This is a genomic window from Crocinitomicaceae bacterium, from assembly GCA_016708105.1.
GTDB lineage: Bacteria > Bacteroidota > Bacteroidia > Flavobacteriales_D > Crocinitomicaceae > JADJGJ01.
Genome location: JADJGJ010000001.1, coordinates 1,523,139 through 1,548,350, shown reverse-complemented (window position 1 = coordinate 1,548,350; position 25,212 = coordinate 1,523,139). Strand labels below are relative to the sequence as shown.

General features: G+C 35.4%; 22 protein-coding genes and 1 tRNA gene. 12 read left to right on the top strand and 11 right to left on the bottom strand.

Annotation, left to right across the window (positions count from 1 at the left end):
- Positions 1 to 11 precede the first annotated feature (11 nt).
- Complete coding sequence (locus IPH66_06735) at positions 12 to 356, top strand: hypothetical protein (protein ID MBK7129045.1); 345 nt, start codon at positions 12 to 14, stop codon at positions 354 to 356.
- Positions 357 to 741: 385 nt separating this feature from the next.
- Here IPH66_06735 and IPH66_06730 read toward each other — a convergent pair whose 3' ends face one another.
- Both IPH66_06730 and IPH66_06725 read right to left on the bottom strand, forming a co-directional pair.
- Entirely contained in the window at positions 742 to 1,023 is a 282-nt protein-coding gene (locus IPH66_06730; protein MBK7129044.1) for a hypothetical protein, read from the bottom strand.
- A complete protein-coding gene (locus tag IPH66_06725) occupies positions 1,010 to 1,633 on the bottom strand; it encodes a hypothetical protein (GenBank protein ID MBK7129043.1) in 624 nt (207 codons plus the stop codon). Before IPH66_06725 ends, IPH66_06730 begins: the two co-directional genes overlap by 14 nt.
- Positions 1,634 to 2,339: 706 nt before the next feature.
- Here IPH66_06725 and IPH66_06720 point away from each other — a divergent pair.
- From IPH66_06720 to IPH66_06690, 7 genes are all read left to right on the top strand, one after another.
- Entirely contained in the window at positions 2,340 to 5,246 is a 2,907-nt protein-coding gene (locus tag IPH66_06720) for a hypothetical protein (protein MBK7129042.1), read from the top strand.
- A gap of 348 nt (positions 5,247 to 5,594) precedes the next feature.
- Positions 5,595 to 6,494 carry a hypothetical protein gene (locus IPH66_06715; GenBank protein MBK7129041.1) on the top strand — a complete coding sequence of 300 codons (900 nt, stop codon included), beginning with the start codon at positions 5,595 to 5,597 and terminating at the stop codon, positions 6,492 to 6,494.
- Between the two features lie 3 nt (positions 6,495 to 6,497).
- A complete protein-coding gene (locus tag IPH66_06710; protein MBK7129040.1) occupies positions 6,498 to 8,144 on the top strand; it encodes a hypothetical protein in 1,647 nt (548 codons plus the stop codon).
- Positions 8,145 to 8,278: 134 nt separating this feature from the next.
- Complete coding sequence (locus tag IPH66_06705; GenBank protein MBK7129039.1) at positions 8,279 to 8,803, top strand: hypothetical protein; 525 nt, start codon at positions 8,279 to 8,281, stop codon at positions 8,801 to 8,803.
- A gap of 19 nt (positions 8,804 to 8,822) precedes the next feature.
- Entirely contained in the window at positions 8,823 to 9,110 is a 288-nt protein-coding gene (locus IPH66_06700) for a hypothetical protein (GenBank protein ID MBK7129038.1), read from the top strand.
- Between the two features lie 350 nt (positions 9,111 to 9,460).
- The gene (locus IPH66_06695; GenBank protein MBK7129037.1) at positions 9,461 to 11,002 is read left to right on the top strand and encodes a hypothetical protein; all 1,542 of its coding nucleotides are present in this window, start codon (positions 9,461 to 9,463) and stop codon (positions 11,000 to 11,002) included.
- Positions 11,003 to 11,009: 7 nt separating this feature from the next.
- On the top strand, positions 11,010 to 12,593 hold the full coding sequence (locus IPH66_06690) for a patatin-like phospholipase family protein (GenBank protein ID MBK7129036.1): 1,584 nt from the start codon (positions 11,010 to 11,012) through the stop codon (positions 12,591 to 12,593).
- A gap of 468 nt (positions 12,594 to 13,061) precedes the next feature.
- Here the strand turns inward: IPH66_06690 and IPH66_06685 are convergent, their stop codons facing one another.
- The 4 genes from IPH66_06685 to IPH66_06670 all read right to left on the bottom strand — a co-directional run bounded on the left by IPH66_06685 (position 13,062) and on the right by IPH66_06670 (position 15,714).
- Positions 13,062 to 13,727 carry an ATPase gene (locus IPH66_06685; protein ID MBK7129035.1) on the bottom strand — a complete coding sequence of 222 codons (666 nt, stop codon included), beginning with the start codon at positions 13,725 to 13,727 and terminating at the stop codon, positions 13,062 to 13,064.
- Positions 13,654 to 14,469: a transcriptional regulator gene (locus IPH66_06680; GenBank protein MBK7129034.1), complete on the bottom strand. Its 816-nt coding sequence runs from the start codon at positions 14,467 to 14,469 to the stop codon at positions 13,654 to 13,656. The genes IPH66_06685 and IPH66_06680 overlap by 74 nt, the downstream gene beginning before the upstream one ends.
- Entirely contained in the window at positions 14,456 to 14,758 is a 303-nt protein-coding gene (locus IPH66_06675; protein MBK7129033.1) for a helix-turn-helix domain-containing protein, read from the bottom strand. The genes IPH66_06680 and IPH66_06675 overlap by 14 nt, the downstream gene beginning before the upstream one ends.
- A gap of 101 nt (positions 14,759 to 14,859) precedes the next feature.
- On the bottom strand, positions 14,860 to 15,714 hold the full coding sequence (locus IPH66_06670; GenBank protein ID MBK7129032.1) for an RteC domain-containing protein: 855 nt from the start codon (positions 15,712 to 15,714) through the stop codon (positions 14,860 to 14,862).
- Between the two features lie 282 nt (positions 15,715 to 15,996).
- Between IPH66_06670 and IPH66_06665 the strand changes: the two genes are divergently transcribed.
- Positions 15,997 to 16,359 (top strand): hypothetical protein, encoded by a 363-nt coding sequence (locus IPH66_06665; GenBank protein MBK7129031.1) that lies wholly within the window; start codon positions 15,997 to 15,999, stop codon positions 16,357 to 16,359.
- Here the strand turns inward: IPH66_06665 and IPH66_06660 are convergent.
- Together IPH66_06660 and IPH66_06655 are read right to left on the bottom strand one after the other, a co-directional pair.
- The gene (locus tag IPH66_06660; GenBank protein MBK7129030.1) at positions 16,356 to 17,624 is read right to left on the bottom strand and encodes a site-specific integrase; all 1,269 of its coding nucleotides are present in this window, start codon (positions 17,622 to 17,624) and stop codon (positions 16,356 to 16,358) included. The genes IPH66_06665 and IPH66_06660 overlap by 4 nt on opposite strands.
- A 285-nt stretch (positions 17,625 to 17,909) precedes the next feature.
- Positions 17,910 to 17,982, bottom strand: a tRNA-Lys gene (locus IPH66_06655).
- A 186-nt stretch (positions 17,983 to 18,168) separates the two neighbouring features.
- Here IPH66_06655 and IPH66_06650 point away from each other — a divergent pair.
- Together IPH66_06650 and IPH66_06645 are read left to right on the top strand one after the other, a co-directional pair.
- Positions 18,169 to 18,702 (top strand): shikimate kinase, encoded by a 534-nt coding sequence (locus IPH66_06650; GenBank protein ID MBK7129029.1) that lies wholly within the window; start codon positions 18,169 to 18,171, stop codon positions 18,700 to 18,702.
- 13 nt (positions 18,703 to 18,715) lie between these two features.
- Entirely contained in the window at positions 18,716 to 20,551 is a 1,836-nt protein-coding gene (locus tag IPH66_06645; GenBank protein ID MBK7129028.1) for a hypothetical protein, read from the top strand.
- Positions 20,552 to 20,563: 12 nt separating this feature from the next.
- Here the strand turns inward: IPH66_06645 and IPH66_06640 are convergent, their stop codons facing one another.
- Positions 20,564 to 21,406 carry a 1,4-dihydroxy-2-naphthoyl-CoA synthase gene (locus tag IPH66_06640; protein MBK7129027.1) on the bottom strand — a complete coding sequence of 281 codons (843 nt, stop codon included), beginning with the start codon at positions 21,404 to 21,406 and terminating at the stop codon, positions 20,564 to 20,566.
- Between the two features lie 125 nt (positions 21,407 to 21,531).
- Here IPH66_06640 and IPH66_06635 point away from each other — a divergent pair, with 125 nt between their 5' ends.
- Positions 21,532 to 22,236 (top strand): hypothetical protein, encoded by a 705-nt coding sequence (locus tag IPH66_06635; protein MBK7129026.1) that lies wholly within the window; start codon positions 21,532 to 21,534, stop codon positions 22,234 to 22,236.
- Positions 22,237 to 22,527: 291 nt separating this feature from the next.
- On the opposite strand, the gene IPH66_06630 is transcribed toward IPH66_06635, so the two are convergent.
- Together IPH66_06630 and rpsO are read right to left on the bottom strand one after the other, a co-directional pair.
- Positions 22,528 to 24,672 carry a polyribonucleotide nucleotidyltransferase gene (locus IPH66_06630; GenBank protein MBK7129025.1) on the bottom strand — a complete coding sequence of 715 codons (2,145 nt, stop codon included), beginning with the start codon at positions 24,670 to 24,672 and terminating at the stop codon, positions 22,528 to 22,530.
- A 186-nt stretch (positions 24,673 to 24,858) separates the two neighbouring features.
- Positions 24,859 to 25,128 (bottom strand): 30S ribosomal protein S15, encoded by a 270-nt coding sequence (rpsO, locus tag IPH66_06625; protein MBK7129024.1) that lies wholly within the window; start codon positions 25,126 to 25,128, stop codon positions 24,859 to 24,861.
- Positions 25,129 to 25,212 lie beyond the last annotated feature (84 nt).

Sequence of the window (25,212 nt, the reverse complement as noted above, 5' to 3'; positions counted from 1 at the left end):
ATTCATTTTGTATGAAAACGATTTTTTTTCTGCTTGCATTTATTTGCTATTCACATTTAGGTGCACAAACCAGTGATACTTTACGAAAGGAATTATTACTGGTTGATTTTTATTTGTCTAATAGTGATAATGTCGATGATTTAAGAGGTGTTTATTTTTATTATCCTAATGACTCTTTAGTTTTTCAACCAATTGTCCAGTGGACGAATGAGCAAATAAAAGAAACTCCTTTGTTCGTTCTAACAAAACAAACGCAGATTAAGGTTTTAAATGAATTGTATGAGCAAGGTTGGAGACTAATCTTTTACAACTCAGATTCCAACTCCTATTTTTTTGAACGAACGAAAATTTCTTAATTTGGGTGACATTTTTAAAAATTATTCAAACTCATCTTCTTTTGTCCTTTTTGAACCACTGGCAAAGAAGTTGAGGTTAGATAGTTTTTACATATTGGAAAGAATGTGCTTACAATTGAAATTAGAAATCTCTATACTATCAGCCAGATGTGGAACGACTCTCAGCGAAGCGGTAAAACCAAGAACAGCGAGGTAAGGAACGAGCCTCAACGTAGTGGGGAAGCGGAGCATTGGGCGACCTGTGCCGCAGGCGAAGGGAGCATAGCTCAAAATCAGCGAGAGGAGGAACGACTCTCAGTGAAACGGGGAAGCGGTGAAACCAAGAAACAGCGTGGTGAGGAACGAGCCTCAACGTAGTGGGGAAGCGGTGTAACAGTGAAAAATGTTACCAACGTTTCAATTGTTTTTTTGTCAACTGTTCATATTCCTTCAACAAACGTGAGTATAAATCGTCTTCGTTTGTGTAGCCAGCGACTTTCATATCTTCTTTCGGAAATGAAATATCACCCGTTGAACAACGGACTTGCATACCTGCTTGTTGCATTTCTGAAATATTGCTCGTCAAAAGAGTGTCGTCTGTTGAGGAACCAATTACCTCAATTGTTCTTTTGCTGTCGTCATAAATTATTTCCCAAAATTTTCTCATTACCATTTTAATCGTTTTCATTTGTTAAAATCAAATCTTTGCTTTCCTCTATGAAAGCCAATTTATGTTCTACAATAAATTGATTGAAGCCAAGCGAGCTAAATAAATGATTAAGTTCAGAGTTGTTTATTGATTTAGACTTTTCTAATTCTAAAGCCAGCGAATCAATAACCTTCCAAAGTTCTCCATCTCTCAATAATAGCCTTCCAATAAATATCATAGCTGCGCTTAGAATGTCTTGTTTTGATTTTCCTAATGTGGTTGATATTATATTTAGTGCATCTTGCATATGTTCGAAATCTCCGTCAAATGAATCCGTGGTATTGTCATTTGGATCCAACCGTTTTGCGAGATATGAAAGAATCTTGACAAAAATTTTGTCGTCTTCTCTATTCTCTGTTGCAAACTCTACTACTAGTCCTGCCAGATTTGCAACAACCCAATGAAAATGGTCTAATATTGTTTCATCAGCACTAGATTTAATTGTCCCAATTCGAACTCCACCTTTTCCATAGTCACCAGGAATAATAGTTACTTCTTGGATTACAATATAGTCCTTGAAGATATTTGCAAAAACGACATGGCCTGCCTCATGCCAATTTGTTGATGTCATTTTAAGTTGTTTACTCAAATATACAATTTTAGTTAGTCGATTTGGTAAATCAGCGAGAGGAGGAACGACTCTCAGCGAAGCGGGGAAGCGGTGAAACCAAGAAACAGCGAGGTAAGGAACGAGCCTCAACGTAGTGGGGAAGCGGAGCATTTTGCGACCTGTGCCGCAGGCTAAGGGAGCAAAGCTCAACATCAGCGAGAGGAGGAACGACTCTCAGTGAAACGGGGAAGGGGTAAAAGCAAGAAACAGCGTGGTGAGGAACGAGCCTCAACGTAGTGGGGAAGCGGAGCAAATTGCGACCTGTGCCGAAGGCAAAGGGAGTAGAAATATCTTTAATTTACGCAAATCGGAACGCATACAGGCAGAATCGATTTCCAAGAAATCATAGCTGGATCTCGTATAAAAAGTTAATTCTATAATACATGATAATGTCAAAAAACACATGCTATAGTAATCCGTTGATTACTATCACATTATAAAGAATAAACATACACAATAAGAAAGGTAATTTGAAAACAACGAATAAACAAATTGTATGACAAAATCTATTTTTAGTTATCTGAATCGATTTTAAATAAATTTATTAACATCATATAATTATCTTCTAATTTATGAGTTACTTTTAATGTTCATAAATTTTAGCAGATTTTGGTGGAATTTATAAGGGTAATATTTTGGAAGGAATTTAAATTATTGACAAATAAAAATTATAAACTAGATAGCTATGGCACAAAAATCATTTTATCCTCACATGGTAGTCGGTAATATTGTAAAAGTACCTACTGATATTGTTGAAAATTATTTGGTTACTTACGATGTTACCCCCAGCGATTTGGTAACCGACTTGAATGATGCCGTAACAAATGAGGAACCCTTGACTGAATTTGAGACAATCGCCCAGGAATATTTGGATACAAATGCAGATGCCATAAGTGAAAAGGCAGATTTACTTGCCTTATTTCCGGAATTTGATACGTTGGTAGAAATGCTTAGTACAAGCGATCACACAACGATACAGGCACCTGGTGACTTTACTTTTGGAAGTGTTGCACACGAATCAAAATTTTGGGACAATGCCATTGCTCATTTCATTCAGAATAAAATAAATCCATTAACTAATGATTTGATACTTGCCACCAGATTAATAGGTCTTTTAAAAAAAATCCAAGACACCACATTAAATACAAAACTTAAAATTCTCAATTTTTGGAAAAAATCGCATTTAGTATTTCCGAAACCAATATTTCCATTACCAAAAAAGATTGTTGAAGAACCAGCTCCACCCATTGATACTCCCGACAGCACTTACGAGGCGCTTTTAGCAGAGCTTAATAAGTTTCAAAGTGCCAGAGAAGAAATAATGGATGCTTATGAATTTCAAATTCAAAAGTTAAAAAAGGTCAGATTAACTGAAGAGCAATTCAAAAATAGTTTGAAATACCCCCTCGATGAAGATAAGCAAAAGGGTAATAATGTTCGAAATAATATTGAAATTGATCCAGAAGAGTCATATCAAAGTTATTTAGATGTGGGTTTTGCTGAAGAATTGACTGAAGAATATTTTACTGCTCTCTCAACAGCTACAAAAAATGTATTGAAAGTTGATTTGAGAATACCAGGAGAAGAAATCAACGTTCTTTTTGCAACAAAAAAGATTGATGGTAGAATTGGAAAAGTAGCCGCAGCTCTAATGCAGTTTTCAAAACCTCAGCATGTGGTTATTATTGGAAATACACTTATTGCTGTAAATAATGCTGTATATGAAGATGTAATTTGTAGTCCAACTGGAGCTGTTACCCATTGTGAATTATTGCATCAACTCATAGCCGAAAATCCAAAGAAAACTTATGTACAAGTTTTAGGTACTGGTTATGCTAACATTATCAGACAAGAACTTGTTCGCTATGAAGCGGATGAAATTGCTCATATTGAAAATGTGCTTGCAAAAGAAACCAAAGAAAAAACTCATCGAAATTTAAAAACAAGAGAAGAAACTTTATTTACCGAAAGTGAACGAAACGAAGAAACCGAAACAAATACAAAAACAAGTGATCGTTTTGAACTTTCCAAAGAAATAAATACGTTAGTTTCTCAATCAACACAATTTGATGCAGGAGTTTCGTTGAGTGCTTCCTATGGTCCAGTGAGTCTTACTGCCAATGTGGGTTATGCCACAGCCTCCTCCGCATCAGAGGCGACCTCTACTGCGGTTAATAATGCTAAAGAAATTACTCAAGAAGCGACAAGTAGAATACAGGAAAGAATACTTGAAAGACGTTCAATAACAACAATCAATGAAGTTGAGGTTACAAATCTTCACAAAATTGACAACTCACAGAGCACGGAACACATCAACGGCTTTTACTATTGGGTAGATAAGGTTTATACCAACCAAGTTTACAATCTTGGTAAGCGATTGATGCTTGAGTTTTTAATACCAGAACCAGCAGCTTATCACATTTACAGCAACGCATTTTCGAAAAAAGAAGGTGTTACAATTGAAAAACCTATTGATCCAAGAGAATATACTGACGGTGTAATAACAGCCTCTTTAAAATCACACAAAGACATAAATAGAACGAATTATCATTTATGGGCAGCACTTTATAAAGCTCAAGATATACCTGCTCCACCGCAAGAGTTTACGACTACCTCGAAAGCTTACTCATTAGATTATACTCCTGGTGGTAAAGAATGGTATGACAAGGACTTTAATGATCTTACAGTGCCTGATGGCTATCAAGCAGATACTGCTTTTTTGGGAATCGCATTCTCATATGGAAGCGGGAGGTATATTGGAGGAAATATAGGACGAAAACCATTTTCAGTTGGTGCACCATCAAACATATCCATTGCGTTAGATGGAGAAACCGGATTTGTTCCATTTTCATTTAGAGGGCATTTTGAAGAGTATGCCATTAATGTTGAAGTGCTTTGTAAACTATCAACCAGTGGTTATGAAAAATGGCAATTAGCCGCATACAATTCAATTATTAATGCTTACAATCAGCAGAAGGCCGAATATGATAATCAAGTTGCTGGAGCGGAGGCAGGAATTACCATTTCAGGGCAGAATCCGATTGAGAATAGAAAAACTGAACAGACTGAATTGAAAAAATGGGCGCTTGAACTTTTGACTCTTCAAAGATTTGATGGATTTAACTCGATGCAACGAGCTTCAAACGGAAATCCTGAAATGGATTTTAACGAGGCTTTGAATGAAGGAATTTTTGTAAAATTCTTTGAACAGTCCATAGAATGGTATAATATGACTTATTTATTCTACCCTTATTTCTGGGGACGAAAAGAGCGCTGGACGACCATCAAACAATTAGGCGATACCGATCAAGTTTTTTCAGAATTTCTAAAGGCTGGATATGCAAGAGTTGTTGTACCGGTGCACCCTAAGTTTACCGAAGCAATGTTACATTATCTGAATACTGGAGAAATATGGATGGGCGAAGAGTTACCTGCAATTGATGATGAACTTTATTTATCAATTGTTGAGGAAATTCAAGCACAAGAGAATAATGTGGACGGTGAGCCAATTGGAGCAGCTTGGGAAACTCGTATACCAACTAATATGGTTATGCTGACGGGTGTTATTCCTGAGGATTTACCAGGCTCATAGTTTGTTCTCACTAAATCGAGAATAATCTGCCCAATTTCATATCAAAATGCTTAATCTCGTCTTTCGAGTTTTGGTAATTGCGGCATGATTGGCGTACATTATATTTAGTAATTGATGAACTCAATATAATTAACACAGAAAAATGAAGTATGGTATTTATAATATCGTCCTTGTTATGAATTTAAGTTAGTAACGATTTTGAGAAAAATTAATCTTATACTTTTTTTGTTGATTTCATGCTATGCGATAGCACGGGGTCAGAATACTGTTATTTCTACAGAAAGTGATACATTAATTTTTTTTTACTCAACGAACAAATCACCTGATGAGACTTTCAATGCCAAAAATTTGACAGATTTATTCGCTTCAAATAAATCTGCGTTGGATAGTTTAACTATTTCTGCATTTGATTTGATCTTAAGTTCTATTGACCCTAAAATAGAGATTGATTCTATTGTTTATTCTGCCACAATAAATCTTGAAAGAAAGAGGTGCATTTTCATAAAAGGCAAATCTGGTGGGGATGATAGTTTCGTTATAGTTAGAACGAAATCAGAAATGCTCTCAGAACGAGTTGATCGCCACTATTATCTTTTCAACAATCATAATGAACGTAACGAACCGGAGAAAGCAATATCGAACGATGATTATTTTTCTAATTATTTAAAAAAATTCAACTCGTTTGTTCTTACGTTTCGTTACTATCAGAATAAACTAACAGTAGTTTCAAAAAACGTTTTTGACCTTGGAATCGAAATATTATATTTTGTTAATGAAAAAAAAATTGAAACTCCATATTCAGATGCACCAATTACAGAATTGCACTACAAATTGGATACGATAGAATATTATTCAAACGAAAATTCTACAGATACGAGTGAGCCAGTCAACTTTGTTTATTTTGAAAGGGTTATTGATTCCATCGTAGTGTGCAAGAATGGAATGAAGTATGGAGTTAGCTATTATTATTTATCAAAAAATGAAAAAATCATATCCTCTTGTTCTAAAAACGAAAGAATAATCCAGTCAGCTTCATTATATCCTTATCGGATGTTTCGAAAAAAACACTGCGGTTTACATCCTTATTATTGGAATGTTCTAGGTCTACAGGTCTATAATATCAAAATTGCGATTGACCAAAAACATCTCGATGCTATTTCATCATCCTACTTGATTGGTGATAATAGTGTTACAACAGAAGAATTGACTTTAATTAATGTTGATTATTTAATTAACCTCAATTTGTAAGCCATGAAAAATTTTGTGCTGGTTGCTGGTGTTGATTATGTCCCGATTTTTCTAAAGAAAACTCCAACTGATTTTCTGCACTATTGTAATAAACAACTTGAAAAGCTTTATTCTAAAGAGAAGAGTAATGAAGATTTGAATTTTTATGTCGTTGATATAAGAAGAGGGAAAATACATTTGATTTCCTATTTGTTTAATTCAGCTACGAGCACTCATAGTAAAAACACTACTATTTTTAAAACATTTGATCCAGTTGTATTCTCAAATTATTTTGATGTGAATGGTGATGGAAAAAAAATCAGATTTCATCCAAATCAAAAGAATATTATTTCAAAAAGAACTATTTACGAACTCATTGAAATGATTGGTACCTCCAATCCAGAAACTTTGAAGGAGTTGAGTGTTTTTTCACATGCATATCTTGATGGGCCAATTTTGCTAAACAGCGCTCAAGAATCTTCTAATTACACCGATTTCTTAGGCAACGAAATTGATGTTGTTTCGCTAGGGTACGATCCAAATGATTATGATATGCGCATGTGGGATTTTACTACATTTTATAATTTGACGGCCTGGCCAGATAACGCAGATAGGATAGTTGCGTTCAAAGCTGCTTTTCATCCAGAAGGAATAGTAAAAATTTGGGGATGTAACTTTTGGAAGCTCACGAATAAACTTTTAGCAAAAATTAGAAGCAATGTGGCATACAAAAGAGCTGGATTGACAAATGATGTAATATTTAATTTCAGCAGTCTTAGTTTTACTGACGACATGCTCAAGAACATTATAAATCCTGTTTTAAAAACCTCTTATGTAAAGGAAGATAAAATCACTTTAAAATTTTTAGATATAAGAAGAGTTTTTTGCCGACTATATACTTTTACATATCCGCATGTATTTAGCAAATTTATTGAGCGAAAAATACAGGCTGCATTACCAGCAACTTATGCGGATATATCTCCAACTTTTAGAATATCATCACTAACATTCGAAAACGTAATTTTTTATCAAAATTATTTTGAGATAGAAACTGATGATGAAAGATTGAATTATGGTATCTATAAGCCCGACTTTGATTGTAAAAAATTTCTAGAAGAAATTTTTAAGTTAGGAGATAAAATTCAAACTCCATTTGGCGAAATAGAAATTATTGAGTACTCAGAATACCCTGATCCAGATACTGGGCGTTATGGAGTTGTAATTGATTTGAGTTTTACTCCGTTTGATAAAACAGTGGAACTTACACAGCAAAATAGTCCATATAGATGGATACAGACTGTGACCAATAACTATGATGTAGATGCAGGTTACAATGAATTAACACCTGCAGGAACACAGGTGGAATTTGTAGATATTGTAGACAGGGACGCAATTATATCTCATATCAGGTATGAAAATGGTGCGATGAAAATTGATGATGTTCCAGGAAGAAAAGCACATCCTGATTTTACTGTAAACTGGCAGGCTCAAACATCATTAATAAAAATTAATAATATCGGTGACCCTGATATACTAATAACCTTCACCTGGGGTTTTACAATTGAACCTTCAGGAATAAGTAAGGGGACAGGATTAAAGAGACTTGTTACGCCTTCTCCGTTTCATTTGAGAGCGATTAATGAAAATTTACCAATAGATACTTACGATTAATGAAGATTAGAATAAAAATATTTTTGATCCTATTGATTCAATGTCTGACTTTGAATATTGCCAATGCGCGGTACCGTATAGTCTATTTAAATCAAGAGATAAAGACAGCTTCTTTGATTAAGGAAATTAAAATTGTGGGATATTATTCTGTGATAGATACGTTGGGTACAAAATCATCGAATGATTCCGAAGCAAGAAAAATCATTACAGAAATCCGTTATGTCTATTTAGATAAACTAGATTCAATAATAAAATATTATCCCTCAAAAAAATACGGAACCGTTTACTTAGACATTAAAAAGGATACCGCTACCGTAAATTTAAAAGAGGGCTTTTGGCCGGCAATTGGCGAAAATGTTTTGACAGTTTTTGACAGTACGGGAGAAATTTCTCTTTTTGCATCATTTGAAGATGAAACCAATTACCAATTTTGGTCTCCATATCATTCAACGAGCTGGGTAACGATTTTTTATGCTAGTAAACCTTTTGTTACTGACACCACTGTACAATTTTTGCCGCAACAGATGGAACTTGATTTGCAAAAAAAGGCAAGTGATTCAGGTTACGAATTTGCCAGTTTTTATCGGTGTAAAATTGGAAAAAAAGATTTTTGGAGCTATCTTTCAGAAATGACAGTGCCAAATATCAAGAAGGATTAATTCATTAAAATGAACAATTATGAAAACATCAATATTAGTTTTAAGCGCTCTTTTTTTACAGTTAACAATTATAAGTTGTAAAAAGGAAGGTTGCACAGACTCAACCGCCACAAATTATAATTCGGATGCTAAGAAGGATGATGGTTCTTGTATTTATCCAGAACCGGAACCAGATCCAAGAGCCCCTTATTTGGGAAGTTATCTTGTAACAGATTCACTTTTTTTGAACAGTTCATTTTCTGAACAAAAAATTTATACACTACAATTAACAACCGGAGGTACTGTTTTTTGGAACTGTAAATGTTGATGTCGACCCAAAACATTTAATTATTCTTGATTCAAGAGTCAAGAATAAAAAGTGATAGAACAGACCTATTATACAATAATGGATAATACCCAATTAAAATAAATCAAATGACCCTAAATTTTGACATAATATAAGTATGAATCGAGGCAAATTATTAAGTATCACAATTCTGACAAATTATAAAAATAAAAACTATCTGGTTTTTAAATGCATAGGAAGAAAAGACAATACATATTTCGGAGGTTTGAATGTTTTACAGGATTTGGAAGGTGATAAAAAAAGGAAAATTCACACACTACTTCTTGAGAATAGTTCATGTATTTTTGGCGTTAACAGTTAACTGCGGTGTAATGAAAAATATCATGACCATAATGAGATTTGTTTTGATCAATCTTTTTCTTACTATAGGTGTTTTGCACGGTCAAATAACAATGAAAACCGTCGAAAATAACAGGCAGTTTATCGAATCAAATGATTCAATATATTTTCATCAATTAAAGGATCATATAGGAGTAAGAACTGTACAGCACATCTTAGATACCAAAAACCGTTACAATTCAATTAAGTCAAATGAAGAGATAGGTTTGAGTTTGGCTCCATACGACTACTTATGGAGAAATGCCGGTTTTACTCAAGGGCAAAATGACTCGGTGAGTACTTTACTAAATCAAATCTATATTGATATATATGATAGAATTTCAAAGCGCGATATTATACGTTACCCTTATGCAAATGCTCAAAAAGGGTATGTAGAGTTTTATGATTCTGTTGTTACACAAATGCGTAGTTTAAGTGCTAAATATGTGCCTGTTCAAACAATAACCTTAACACGACATAATGGCCTAAATGAATTTATATTAATTTCAATTGGATCTGAAAAGTGGTGTGAGTCAGTAATTGATTTTTCAAGCATTACTTTTAACTGTAGCATTACCACCTCGATAAATAGTGACTCAAAAGAAGGATTTGAAAACCATTTACAGTTAACTTCACTGCATTTCTATTATAACGAAACACAGCAACTTGAACTTGATATTGATATCAGTTTAGAAACTGGTCAGCGTATATTTGAAACACATTATGTTGCCGCCTTCTGTGATAAGAAAACAAGTAAGAGGGTGAAAAAAAATCCAGAAAAGAGTGCCATGCAATATCCATACAAAAAGTGTTTTTGCGATGGTGAAGACTTTTGCCCAATTACCTATTTACTTGTAAAGTATAATACCTATCCTGTATCAAATAATGCACTCTTCCAAGTTGGTAGTGGTTTTCCGAATTTTATTGAGGTTAATAAAATACAAAATATTGAACAGGAATTTGAATTACTTTATAATCCGTATCGTGGAGAAAATCTCTCTGTTTCAGGCATTGAATTGGTGCCTACGGGTTGGGAGAGAGTATGGTACCCAGACGGTCGTCTGTACTCCAGAAAATTTTATACCACTCCTTATTTTGTTGAGCAGAGTGAATATGGGAAACCCGAATTATCAGGTATAATATTGGACTCAAGTAACAAAGTTGCGCCCACTAGTTATGGAATCTATTTGAATGGTTTTGAGAGTGAATTAATTTGTTATTCGCTTGGAACCATAGAGCTTATACAACGCTCTTCTGACAGCCTTTATTACACATTAAACAGTTCTTTTGTAAAAGACTCAGTTGTTTGGTTGGAGTTCATACGTTTTTCACTTCATGAAAAAAGTGATACCATTATAGTCAATACACATGAAACGATTGAAAACTTATCTATCATTTTATTAATTCACGGCCCAGAGCATGAACCAGGAATAAAATGGCCTTTGAAGGATAGGGATCGAAGAGAAGATGAGAGATTATACCATATTTTATCTACGGGTAAAAAGACAAAAATAATTTTTTTTCCAAATAAATAGATTGACAATGGAAGATAAAAAAAAATTAAGCCCTATCAGTTTGGGTAATAAAAAATATTTGGTGTTTGAAGGAGGAGGAGGTAAGGGAAATGCATATTTAGGAGTTTTACAAGCATTAGAAGAAGCAAAAATACTACCCTTACATAAGCACGAAATAGACGAGGTAAAGCAAATTAAGGGGGTTGCTGGTGCCTCAGCGGGCGCTATTACCGCGTTGACCGTTGCTCTTGGCTTGACTTCAGAGGATATTGAGTTTGAGTCGGACCGCACACTAAATGGCAATTATTTGTTCAACAAAAAAGGATTTGAATTCTTTGATTTCTTCAAAGAAGATAAACCATTAACGGGACTATATCGTGGAATAAAAATAAGAAAAGGAATAGAATCTGATCAACAAGTTATTGAACTTGGTTATGCTTACGATAAAATCCACAAGGATGATATTTATGACAAAAGTGCGAGGGAAATCGAAAATACACTTTTACAAAATTACAACTTAAAACCTGAAGATTTAGATGATTTAGATCGGAAGAGTTTCAAACAATTAAAAAGCAAAAAAATTGATGTTGGTGCTGGTTTTAATTTGAGAGAAATCGAAAAGCCAGATGCCTTTGTCAAGGCATTATACAAATATGAATATCAGCTTTTCATAAAGACAGCGGGAGCCTTAATAAAGAGAAAGCTACGAAACACTTTAAAAGATGATCCAACTAATACTATGGTACGGAAAATTTATGAAAAATTCGATGATTACATTTATAATATTTTGTACGACCGTGGTTTGTTTACAGGAACAATGAACAGAGAATATTTCTACAACTTAATTGAGCGTTATTTTGAAAAGTATCATTTAACAAACTATGAATTATTTGGTAAAATTAAAGGTCATGCGGTAACGTTTCAACTATTTTTTAATATAACTGGTGTCGATTTAAGAATCTCAGGAACCAATATGACCGCCGGAGAAAATCTCATTTTTTCAATTGAAACTACACCACACTTTCCAGTTGCTGAAGCTGTTGCAATTTCAATGAATATTCCCGGACTATTCAAGCCTATTCATATTCATAATGAAATTTCAGAGAGACCATTAACCGGACTTTGGGTTGATGGAGGACTTCTCAATAATTTACCTTTTCAGGCATTTGAAAACAAAGAGGGTTTTAGTCGGGAACAGATTCTTGGATTTAATATTACCGAAGGTCCAGACCCAATAATTTTTCAAGAATACAACAATGATCCTTGGTTTTTGGCAAATCCAACTTACAAACAATTTGTAATTGAACATATAAAAAAGACAAAAAGTTTACCAACTCGCAAAGTACCTACAAAAAAAGGCCTAATTAACCCAGTTAAGCCGAGCGCTTTAATGGGCACAACCTTGTTTTCAATTCTTGGCTATCTATTAAACACATGGCTGGATGATGCCTCAGAGAGTCAATTGCCTGAAGACGCCCATGAAAAGAATGTTATAACAATTTACTCTTTTCATATCGGAACTTTGGATTTTACACCAAATAAATCCTTGTTGAAATTTGTGGTTGACCAAGCCAAAAAGAGGACTAAAGAAAGGTTGACAATAGTGGAATAAACTAACTCAAATTGATACTGCAGGTTTCGGAATTATTTGCGGGCTGCCAACCGCAAATTCAAAATGATCTAAGCTACCCCCAAACACCAGTGTTAGAGTAAATGGTATAGTTGTAAACTGAGAGTATTTTATTTCCGTTGGCATCGTGAATACCGTTACCGCTGCCCATAAAATCGGTATTGGGTCCACCCGCACCAAAGGTAGGGTTGATTGTTGTTGCCGTAGGTATGGCGTTGTAATTTTTTTTTGATGTTATGATCGTGTTTGCTCAATCACATCTACTTTTATGAAGAGATTTTTTTTTGAATGAGATGAAATTTAGCAGCTAGTAGCGAATTTTTTGTTTTAACATGTACACGTAGATAATGAACCTTATTTTCCGTTTGTCTTTTGCATTTCTGTCGAAGGAAATTAGGTTCATCATTTATACACAGACATAATTTTTTAGGTGCACATGAATGCAAAATCTCATCTTCTTTTATCGGTAGCATTTTTTTCGAATGAGATGAGATTTAGCATTTCACGCAAACGTGAACGAACCCGATTACCATAAGCGTTTTCAATTTCTGAGGCAGAAAGATTGGTGGTGAGGTGTGTCACGGTTTTATGAGAAATAAAAAGGTCATATCGGCTTAATAGAATTTCGCCCATTACGTTGCACTCGTTTCCGAAATACTTGAGATTATTTTCTGTGCCTAAATCATCGAAGCAGTAGACGATTTGTTGATTTTTTTGAAAATTATTTCGACTGTATTTTTGAATGACATTATATCCATCTTTAATGAAATCAAAACTGATTTCACGACAACATCTCAAAACAAAACGATTTTGTTGAGACTCCAGAAATCGCATTAAAAACATCAACGAGGTTTTTCCGCAGCCAACCGGACCATTAAGCAAAATGCCTTTATGCAAATGGATTTTAAATAGTGATGCGTGTTTTTCATCTTTGAGGAAATAGCAGATAAGTTGAAAAAGCAAAAATTTATCTCGTTCAAAAAAACGAAAATGATTTCCGTAAACTTCCCGCCCCTTTTCTTCCAACCATTTCAAAGGTGAGCTATAAAGGCTCTGTATAGTCTTTAGTTGTTGAGGTGTGAAGTTTTCCTGCAGACGGTTTTCTGATGGGTCCATTTTTATTAAATGATTCAGCGTTTAACATCCAATTATTTGCGGCAGCTTTCCAGTCTTTCATTGCGGTCTTACCTCCTACCAACCAACCGTTACTCTGAAAGTAATTGTAGAACTTTTCAGCTTCAATGGCCGGCCATGTTCTGCCGGCAAAGTATTTTTTGACTTGGTGCAAGGTTGGAGTTCCCTCACTTTTGCATGGGATGGCATTTTCTTTTTTTTGCACAACTTTTTTTGTTTTTGATCTATTGCCATCAGCAGCAATAAATTTTCTACTATTTTTTTTTCGTGTGGACTCATGTTCGTTTAAACTGTTTGATTCATTTGTATTGTTTATACTGTTTAAAGAAGGTATCACTACTTTTTCAGGAGTTTTACCGCCAGTTTTATTAGAGCTTTTATCAGAAGATATATCAATGCCATTATCAGTGGTTTTATTAAAATTGTACAAGTAAATTTGACTACCCTTATAGGGATTATGTGATGGAAGATATTTTATATACTTCCAGGCATCCAACTCCTTTAAACATTTGGTATAGGTATTAGCTGAACCTATTTTTGACGCTCGCATTAATTCGTCTCTACTTACTGAAATCGGATTACGGAACTTTGAAAGATTCCACGATTGAAATAAGGCGTAATACAAACTGATGTGCAAGGGACTTAAACGTTGGTCGTCAATAAATTTTTCAGAAATACTTAAAAGATGTCGGATGAAATTTACTCCGCCATCATTTTTTGCCATTTGAAAAATCGTTACGCTTATTTCGCTGCATTATAGCGTTGATATCTTCTAAAGAGTAAAGAATCACTCCTCCAATTTTTGTAAATGGAATTGTTCCATTGATTCGAAGATTTTGAAGTGTGCCGGGTGAAATACCCAACATTCGTTGTACCTGATGTGATTTTAGGAGTTTTGGTGTTTCTTGCTCCTGCTTTTTCTCTAAGGGATGATTAAACATTTTTTTGAGCTCATCAAATAACTCATGTTTGAAGATATCCAAATCTTCAGTTGTCAAAATTGTTGCTGCCATATCATATAGATTTAATTGGCAACAAAACTGCGCAATCTAGTTGTTTTACTTTCCCTATTTACCCCTCATAGGGAACGTTTTTTTTCTAAAAACAAACAAACTCAATTACTTGAAAATTTTTCTTCTTTTTCAATAATACGCTTTTGCAATGCGCTTTGTAGTGAGGTAAGAAAAATAGTTTGGTTGTTTTTCCTTTCTTTAATTTCCTGAAAGGTGGTATAGAAATGACTCAAGTCGATATTGAAAACGGTTTCGAAATAATTTGCAATTTCTTTAACTGATGCAGCTGAATTATTAAATATACCTACGGATTGTAGAGAATAAATGAGCTCAACCAATGAAGCTTTAGATCCTGTCCATGTTAATTTGACTTTTGGAAGTTGTAAAAGAGATGAATCTTGTTTTGAATCCAGGATCGTCAATTCTGCGATTAGAAATATCTCGAGTAATTCGTTGGCTTGTATCTGTGATACTTTATAATCGTGGCTCGTACTGAACTTTGGATCAGTCTCGAAAAAAAAGGAGTCAAGCGTAAGTGATAAATCATGTTTGCCACGAATGAAATATTTGTGATCAAGATAACATTTACGTGTGCGATAATATTTGATGAAATCAAGATTTTTATTGAAGAAAGTTTCAATGACCTTTAGTTCTTTCAGCAAGTACTTTCTTTTGGTTTCATCACTTCCATTGGGTTTATGTGTTTCAATATTATAAACATTTACGTGATAAATGAGTTTGCTATAAAAGCTCGGTTTGATTTCTTTGAAAAAAAGAATTTCATCCAGTTGTCCTTTGAACTTGTATTTTAATGTGAACTTTTTAAGTTTTAATAGTGCTTCGTTACACACGCTGACGGATAATTCAGCTCGTTTGAGCAAGTCATCGGTTTCAACCGCAATAAAATGTAGCTGATCTTCGAGTTCCGTCAAAAGTTTTTCCGAATATGATGTCATAGATGATTAACATGGCTTTTGTGTTTCTAAAAATAATTTACAATATTATCTAAAACCGTTCAAAATGAAACAAATATAAGCGAATAAATGAAAGTGAATTAACATTATTATAGTATTACGCGGTAAAATACCAGAAACTTAGTTTAGGAGTTTTTACTGAATCGATTTCAATCGTTATTTTCTTAAGTATTTATACCTAATTTTTGACAAAATGGAAATTAAAACTTGATTTTTGAAGAACAGTTGTTTATTATTTGCATATAACAATTTAAAAAGGAAAAAATGAGTTTAGAAATTCAAAGAGTAATTGACAAAGGTAATCTTGAAAAGGAGAGGTTATTTTTAACTGCAACATCCGATGTCAATGTATCAGGTTATGTTGTAATGGATTCATCCTATGACAATGATGGTGATGTTGTAAATCTCGGCAGACATGCATTTAGATTCCCAACGAAACTGATTAAATCCGGTGATACGGTTTCATTGTATACACGTGCAAAACCGGCTGGTTGGGTTGATGAAAAATACATCGAAAACGGCAGTAATTTGGCGCACTTTTTCTATTGGGGAAGAGAAACTACAGTATGGAATCGAGGTGGAGATTACTGTACTCTTCTAAAAGTTATGCATTCAAAGGCGGTTTAACTCCCTGTTTTCATTTCTTGTATTTCCGAAAGTTGCGGAGAGATTTTTGCGCGAAGTGATTTCATGTCTTCGCTCACTTTTTTCTCAATGACTTTTGCGTAAATCTGTGTTGTGCGGATTTCTTTGTGGCCGAGCATTGAACTGACTGTTTCAATAGGAACACCATTGGCCAGTGTAACGGTCGTAGCAAATGTATGTCGTGCTGTGTGAGTTGTAAGGTGCTTTTTGATTCCGCAGATATCCGCAAGTTCTTTAAGGTAAGCGTTGTAACGTTGATTACTGTTTACAGGAAGGAGTTTGTTGTGTGAATTGCAATATTCATGCTCTTTATACTTTTCTATAATCAACAATGGAATTGGCAAAAGTGGAACGCTTTCTTTGGTTCCCGTTTTTTGTCTATTGATGCTTAACCAATATTCTCCATCAATTCCCTTCAATACCGAGTCTTTTTCAAATTTGTAAACATCAATGTATGCGAACCCGGTATAACAGCAAAAAACAAATACATCTCTGACTTCTGCCAGGCGCGGTGTAGTAATTTCTTTAGACATTATTACATTGAGTTCTTCCTGAGTGAGAATTTCTCTTGTTGGGTTGTGATATGAGCACCTGAATTGATTAAACGGATTGGAGGGAATCCAATCGAGACCCACAGCCATGTTCATTATTTTTTTGAGATTCTTAATGTATTTATGTGCGGTGTTGTTTTGAAGCTTATGTTTGGTAAGTAAAAAATGTTCGAATTCACTCACAAAACTTAAACGGAGTTCCGGAAGCGGTTTGTCGTCCACACCGAATTTGAATTGAATAAATTCTTTGAGTTTATTTTTGGTTATTTTGTATCTCAAAAGTGTTTTATCAACCACTTTGCCAATTTTTACGAGTTCGGACATTTTGAGGTAATGATAATCGAAAGCTTCAATGATCGTTTTATATGTTACAACAGGTTTTGGATCTTCACCCAAAAGGAGCTTTTTTATTTCATCCGGATTTGGAATTCTATCATCAGTTGTAATCCGGAGATAAATTTTTTCTATATCACCTTTCATTAGGTTTAAATACTGATTTATTTCTCGCGCTTCGTCACCATTACCTTTTGCGCATTGACTACTATTATTCCATTTATCAATGGCAACCCACTTTTTAGTGGAAATCTCAGTGCGTTTGCCGTCAATGGTAATTCGCAAATAGATTGGACATAGGTTATTTTTCATTTTTGCTTTGTACAGCCAAAACAAAATATTGAAGGTGTAATTTAATTTCATGCTTTTTCAACTTTCTTAGGTAACCGAACCGGGTTACGGGTTAATAAATTTTGGTTTATTTTGACCCTCGTTGAATCCAATAAAATCAATGCTTTTTATGAAATTCGGTAACCTGAAACCGAAGTTAAATGAGGTTACCTAATAGGTTACCTGAGATTTGTTGTTTGTTGCTTTTTGATGGGAATTGAATAAAATCAAAAACCCCGTAAACATAATATTTACGGGGTTTTGAATAATTTTGAGAGGTGTAATTCTCTCATTTTGTGATCCCGCTGGGAAATATTGTGATCCTGCTGGGATTCGAACCCAGGACCCTATCCTTAAAAGGGATATGCTCTACCAGCTGAGCTACAGAATCATTATTCGATTGCGGGTGCAAATATACTTGGTTTATTTTATTCTGCAATTTTTTTCAAAAAAAAAGGCAAAATTTCATCAAGTCGTTTGGTTTCAGTTGCCAACACCTATTTTTGACGTGAATTCAATTCATACCCGTGACCAAACTTTCACACATTCAAACACACATACTTAATCTCAAATTTTCATGATGAATATTTTTCTTACTGGCTTTATGGGAAGTGGAAAATCAACCATTGGTAAAAAACTTGCCGCACATTTAAACTACCAGTTTGTTGACATGGACCGTGCAATTGAAAAAGAAGAAAACATGCCCATTCCGCAAATATTTAAAACGCAAGGTGAAACCTATTTCAGAAATCTGGAATCAGCTTGGCTCAGCAATTATGCTGATAACCAAAAAGTAATTTCAACGGGTGGCGGCACTCCCTGCTTTGAAAATAATTTGCAGCTGATGAAAGCAAAAGGTATAACCATCTATCTTGAAGTATCAGTACCTGTATTGGCACACCGACTTTATCACGCACATCAAGCCCGACCACTGATTGAAAATTATGTCAATTCTTTAGAAAATCTTAGAAACTATGTTGCGGCTAAACTTGCTGAACGTGAAGCGTTTTACAAAAAATGTGATCTCATTTTCAAGGCTGATGATTTCAATACAACTCGCTTGAATGAATTGGCAACCCTTATTAAGCAGTATAAAACAAGTATGAATTAATTATCTTTAGCCTGTGAGAATTTTTGTTTTTACTATTCTGATTCTACTTGCGCATGCAGCATCTGCAAATCGCGTGGTGTTGTCTACGGTTTCATTTGATGTACCGGCAACTGCCGCCGCCGGAAATAAAGTAATAGTCACCACAGACGGTATTGCAACGTATGCATGGAACAGGTTGAAACTTGACAGTGCTTGTTACTATTATTCATACTCGTTTAAATTGAATAATGCCTTGTATGAATTTCGTGAATGTCATAAGGCAGATATTTATGAAAGTTTTGAAACAATTTTCAAACCGGGTTATATCAAGGCAAAAGAATTAAGCAACTTTGAAATTGAACGCTTCAGAGACACTCCAAATGAATTTTTGAACAAAGCCTTTACGCATGCGGTAGTTGAGTACAATAAAGGTATGCGCAAACTCACGCTGATTTATACCATCAATAAAACAACACTCTTCACCGCCAGTATTAAATCAAGTTACAGTGCTGAAACTTTTTTACAGGCGCAAGCTGATCTTGATTCCATGTTGCTAACCGCGTACTATACTGAACCTCTTATATCTGAACATCCTGAAATAAATCAAAAAGGAGAACTCAGTTCAAAAACTGCTCATGATGTGATTAAACTTCCGTTTTTGGTGGGTACTGATTTTAATAATCCAATTGTTGAACCTACTCCTGATGGAGGATTTGTAATGGCATTTGCACACAGTGAAGGCACTGAAATATTTTTTGTCAACAGCACTTTTGAACTCACATCACATGTATCTCATGATAAAATTATTCATGACATAGCCATTTCTGACAAAGGCTTCTACTCTCTTTCTTCAACTGATTATAATATGTTGATTTACGGAATTTACCCAAGTCTTTATCTCAATAAACACAAAGCAGATGGAACAGTTGAATTGTCTCAAGTTGTATTTAAAAAAAATAATGTAAAGCTTCCAAAAAATCAGGTTTTTGATTATTATTCTCGTGATAATGTATGTCTTGAAATTGCAGATACATTTGGAATTATTTATATGAATTCTGAAAAGCGCTGGCCAGATTTTAAGGTACTTCAATCAGGTGTGTACAAAACATTTTCTTTAGAGAATGGTATCTTGAAAAAAGATAATGAAGATTTATTTCACGTGAGTCATTGTTTTGCACAAGCAAGCACTCATGATGATCAGTTTGCTTACTTGGTAAGTCTTGGTGACGCATGGCCTAGAGGAGTTTGTCTTTCAAAAGTTGATTTAACTATTGCTGCAGATAGTGTTGATACCACCTCATTTTATCATCATCTTTTATATAAAGTAGATGGCACACCCGGTGATAATTATGTTGGCGACACGCATTTCAGTGAACCGCTTTTGTACAATGGTTTTTTGTACGTGATTATTGAAACAGAACAAGGTGCGCGCACAGATATTGCAACAGGTGATTATCTTTCAAACAAAGGTCACAATGATTTGTTTCTGGTAAAATGTTCACTTGACAGTAAAGAGATGGTTGTAAAACAACTCACAAAAACAGACAAGATAGAAGAAGTAAATCCAAAATTAGCGCCGCTTGGTGACAATCTTCTCTTGATTTATTCTGAAGCAAAATTTGATAAGCAAAGCGGGCGATATTCTTTCCAAGACAAATATTTACTGCTTGATGAACGCGGCGGAAGAGAAAGTACCTTGGAAATATTCAACTCCATTTATCATGAAGAGCCACGGTCAGATTACAAAATGCCTGACAGCCCAATTAACCGTGACGGAAGTAATCTCATCACTCTCTCTGATGGAAAACTGATTTGGGTTCGCTTGCTAAAAAATGCGCGCGAGGTTGAAGTGATTTCGTTTGCTCCTTGATCTTTTAATCAACTACGGAATCCACTTGATGTTTTTGAAATTTGGTTTTCTCTTTTCAAGAAATGCATTACGACCTTCTTTTGCTTCCTCTGTCATGTATGCCAAGCGTGTTGCTTCACCGGCAAATACTTGCTGACCAACCATACCATCATCCGTTAAATTCATGGCAAACTTCAGCATCTTAATTGAAGTTGGTGATTTGGCAAGAATTTCCTGCGCCCATGCGTAAGCAGTATCTTCCAATTCAGCATGGGGAATAACAGCATTAACCATACCCATTTCATAAGCTTCACGGGCTGAATAATTTCTACCCAGAAAAAATATTTCTCTTGCTTTTTTCTGACCAACCATTTTTGCAAGATACGCTGAACCATAGCCACCATCAAATGAAGTTACATCCGCATCAGTTTGTTTGAAAATTGCATGTTCTTCACTTGCCAGAGTCAAATCACAAACCACATGCAAACTGTGACCGCCGCCAACTGCCCATCCGGGAACAACCGCTATCACCACTTTTGGCATAAAGCGAATTAAGCGTTGTACTTCAAGAATATTCAGTCTGTGCATACCATCATCACCAACATACCCCATGTGCCCACGTGTACTTTGATCACCTCCACTGCAAAACGCCCATTTTCCATCTTTGGGTGATGGTCCTTCTCCACTTAACAAGATCACCCCGATAGAAGTATCTTCTTGCGCATCATAAAGTGCCTTGTATAATTCTGCCGTTGTTTTTGGTCTGAATGCATTACGCACCGCCGGACGATTAAATGCAATGCGTGCAACGCCGTCACATTTTTTGTATGTGATATCTTCAAATTCAATAGCTGTCTTCCAGTTGATTTTTGCCATGACGATTTTTTTCTCAAAGCTACAAAAGGATCAAATAATAGCCGCTTAATTCCGCATAATAATTCGGGCATGATTCTGCTTCATTTTGTTGGATTGCTTCTATCCGATTGGCGTAGATTCGGTCTATGAAACAGATTTATATTGTCATATCACTCTGCTGGTTTATTTCTTGCAGTCCTTCAAATGATCCAAAAAATAATCAAGATAAAGATGTCATCCATGCAGAAGATACAATCTATGAACAGGCAGTAAAAGAGGTTCAATATTTCTCATCAGATTCTGCCGATGTTTTAAAAGCAGAAAAAAATGACACCACCATAGATTTTTCGTGGGTGCCAACAGAATCTCATCTATTTAATCTTACGTTGGATAATAAAAAAGTATGTATTCAAAGTAATTTAGTTGACATCAAAACAATTTCGTATTGTCTTGAAACAAGCATCACCATTCAGGCTGAAGGTTCACATTATGACATGATCAATTGGAAACATGGCGCCACTGAATGGCAACGCCTCATCTATGAAGGCACTTGTGATCTACCGGCTGATACCATTAGTAATTGTACTTCCTTTGCGTTTAACGTGCATCCTGATGACGATGCAAATCTCGAATTACCTTTTCCTGATACACCTATGTCAGAAGTACGATCAGAGGTAAAAAAATTATACGGATCAGTTTGGTCAGATCACATCCGTCACGTTAAAAAAGTTGGAGAATATCCTTGCTCAATTGGCATAAGCAACTACATTTTTAAAATACGCTATCAACATCAAGACAGCAAAAAAAATGAGACAACTTATTTACGTGTGCCGGTTGCGATGGGGTGTTGAGGGCTTAGGGCTTAGGGCTTAGGGCTTAGGGCTTAGGGCTTAGGGCTTAGGGCTTAGGACTTAGGGCTTAGGGCAGAGTGTAATTGTTTCCGAAAAGTGCGCGGTAACGTCACTTACTCTACTCTCCTCAGCACTCTCCAAAGGACAGGAAGGCTACAACACAATTGTTTCCGAAAAGTGCGAGATTGCGTCACCTCCTCTCTCTTGTGGAGAGAGGAAAGAGGAGTGAGGAAAAAAAAAATCGCGATTCCCATCACTGGAAATCGCGACTTATTAAAAAATGATTGACTATTAATTTTCTGCCTTTTCAGGTTTTGGTAAAAGCACTTTACGAGACAATTTGAATTTTTTGGTCTTTTCATCCTGACCAATAACTTTGAATTTCAGTATGTCTCCCTCTTTCACTACCTCTTCTACTTTTTCAAGACGACGGTGTTCTAATTCTGATATGTGAATCAAACCATCTGTTCCCGGTAAAATTTCAACGAAACATCCGTATGATTGAATTGATTTTACTTTTCCTTCATACTCTTGTCCAATTTCAACTGTTGGTGGGAAAGCGATCAGTCTAATGCGTCTAACAGCTTCTTTCATATCATCTCCGTTGGTTGCAAGTATTTGAACACTTCCTTCTCCTGTGCCCGGCAATTCTTCAATGGTGATGGTTGTATTGGTATCTTTTTGTAATTGCTGAATAATTTTTCCACCGGGTCCAATGATCGCACCAATGCAATCATTCGGTACAAGAAATCCTTCAATACGCGGTGCGTGTGATTTAAATTCTGCACGCGGCTTATCTAATGTTTTCAATATTTCATTCAAGATATGCAAACGTCCTTCACGAGCCTGATTCAATGCTTGTGTAAGCATATCATAAGGCAATCCGTCAATTTTAATATCCATTTGGCAAGCCGTGATTCCGTCTTTTGTACCACATACTTTAAAATCCATATCACCTAAATGATCTTCATCACCAAGGATGTCTGAAAGGATAGCAAATTTTCCAGTATTATCAGTGATCAAACCCATTGCAATACCTGAAACCGGTTTTTTCATTTGTACACCACCGTCCATCATAGCAAGTGTACCTGCACAAACTGTGGCCATAGATGATGAACCGTTTGACTCAAGAATATCTGATACCAAACGAATAGTGTAAGGACTTTCAAGCGGACCAGGAATCATGTTTTTCAATGCACGCAAAGCAAGGTTACCATGTCCAATTTCACGACGTGAAACACCGCGGCTTGGTTTTGCTTCTCCGGTTGAGAATGGAGGAAAGTTATAATGCAAAATAAATTTATCATATCGTTTTTCAGTTGCATTATCTACCATTTGCTCATCCAATTTTCCGCCTAAGGTTAATGTTGTGAGTGATTGTGTTTCACCACGTGTAAAAATTGCTGAACCGTGTGCAGTTGGAATGTAATCAACCTCTGACCATATTGGGCGAATTTCTGTCATCTTTCTTCCGTCAAGACGTACTTGCTCATCTAACATTACCCGGCGTACAGCTTCTTTTTTTGTTTTTGAAAAATAAACTCCAATGAATGGTGTTTCAATTTCTAATTGTTCAGGTGTAAGAGAGGCAACATATTCATCTTTAATTGCACTGAAAAGTTCTCCGCGTTTTTCTTTTGATGTAAGTCCCATGCGGGCAACTGCTTTACATTTTTCAAAACAGAATTCGTGCACTTTTTTCTTTACATCTTCATTATGCGTTTCGTGACTATAAGTACGTTTTACTTTTGATTTCTCAACTTCTGATGCCAACTCTAATTGGAAATCACATTGTTTAATAATTGCCTCATGTGCAATGCGGATAATTTCAATCATTTCAGCTTCAGAAATTTCTCTCATTTCACCTTCAAGCATCACAATATTTTCTTTGGTGCCGGCAATCATGACATCCACATCAGATTTATCAAATTCTTCAAATGTTGGATTGATGATCCATTTGCCATCCACACGTCCAACGCGCACTTCTGACATTGGTCCGCCAAAAGGAATATCAGAAACTGCGATAGCGGCAGAGGCAGCAAGACCAACCAACGAATCAGGCATGTGAATTCCGTCAAACGAAATCAATTGCATCATCACTTGCGTGTCTGCATGATAATCATCCGGAAATAAAGGACGCAAAGCGCGGTCAACTAAACGCATGACCAATACTTCGTCATCTGATGGTCTGCCTTCACGTTTTAAATATCCACCGGGGAATTTTCCGGCTGATGCAAATTTTTCTTTGTAGTCTACTGTGAGAGGTAAAAAATCAACCCCTTCTTTTGCTTCTTTAGCAGAAACCACGGTTGACAAAATCATTGTCCCACCTGATTTTACTACTACAGATCCGTCACATAATTTGGCTAGTTTTCCTGTTTCTACCGAAATTTGTCTACCGTTACCGGCATCCATTGTTTTTGTTACTATTTTCATACTTCTTGTGTTTGTGAACCGGGGGCTTCTTTTGTCCCGGCCCTATGGTTATTTATTGTTTACTTATTGTACTTGTTCTACTAATTCCTTAAAGCATTTTTTCAATTCATCATGACCTTAATCAATAAAAAAGGCAATTGAAAACGAATTCCAATTGCCCCCTCTTTATGTCATAAAATTGTTGAATTATCTTCTTAAATCCAGCTCCTTTACAATAGCGCGATAACGCTCAATGTCTTTTGCTTTCAAATAATCCAGCAAACTTCTGCGTTTTCCTACAAGAAGTTGCAATGAGCGCTGAGTTCCAAAATCTTTTTTATTTGATTTCAAATGTTCAGTCAAGTGACTAATACGAAATGAAAACAATGCAATTTGTCCTTCTGCACTTCCGGTATTTTTTTCGCTGTTACCGTGTTTTTTAAAAATCTCAGCTTTTTTTTCTTTTGATAAATACATGCCAATATTTATTTAAATGATTCTTATGTAATTTATGCTGCCTTACCTTAAGACAGGGCGCAAAGATAGTAATAAAATCAGGTA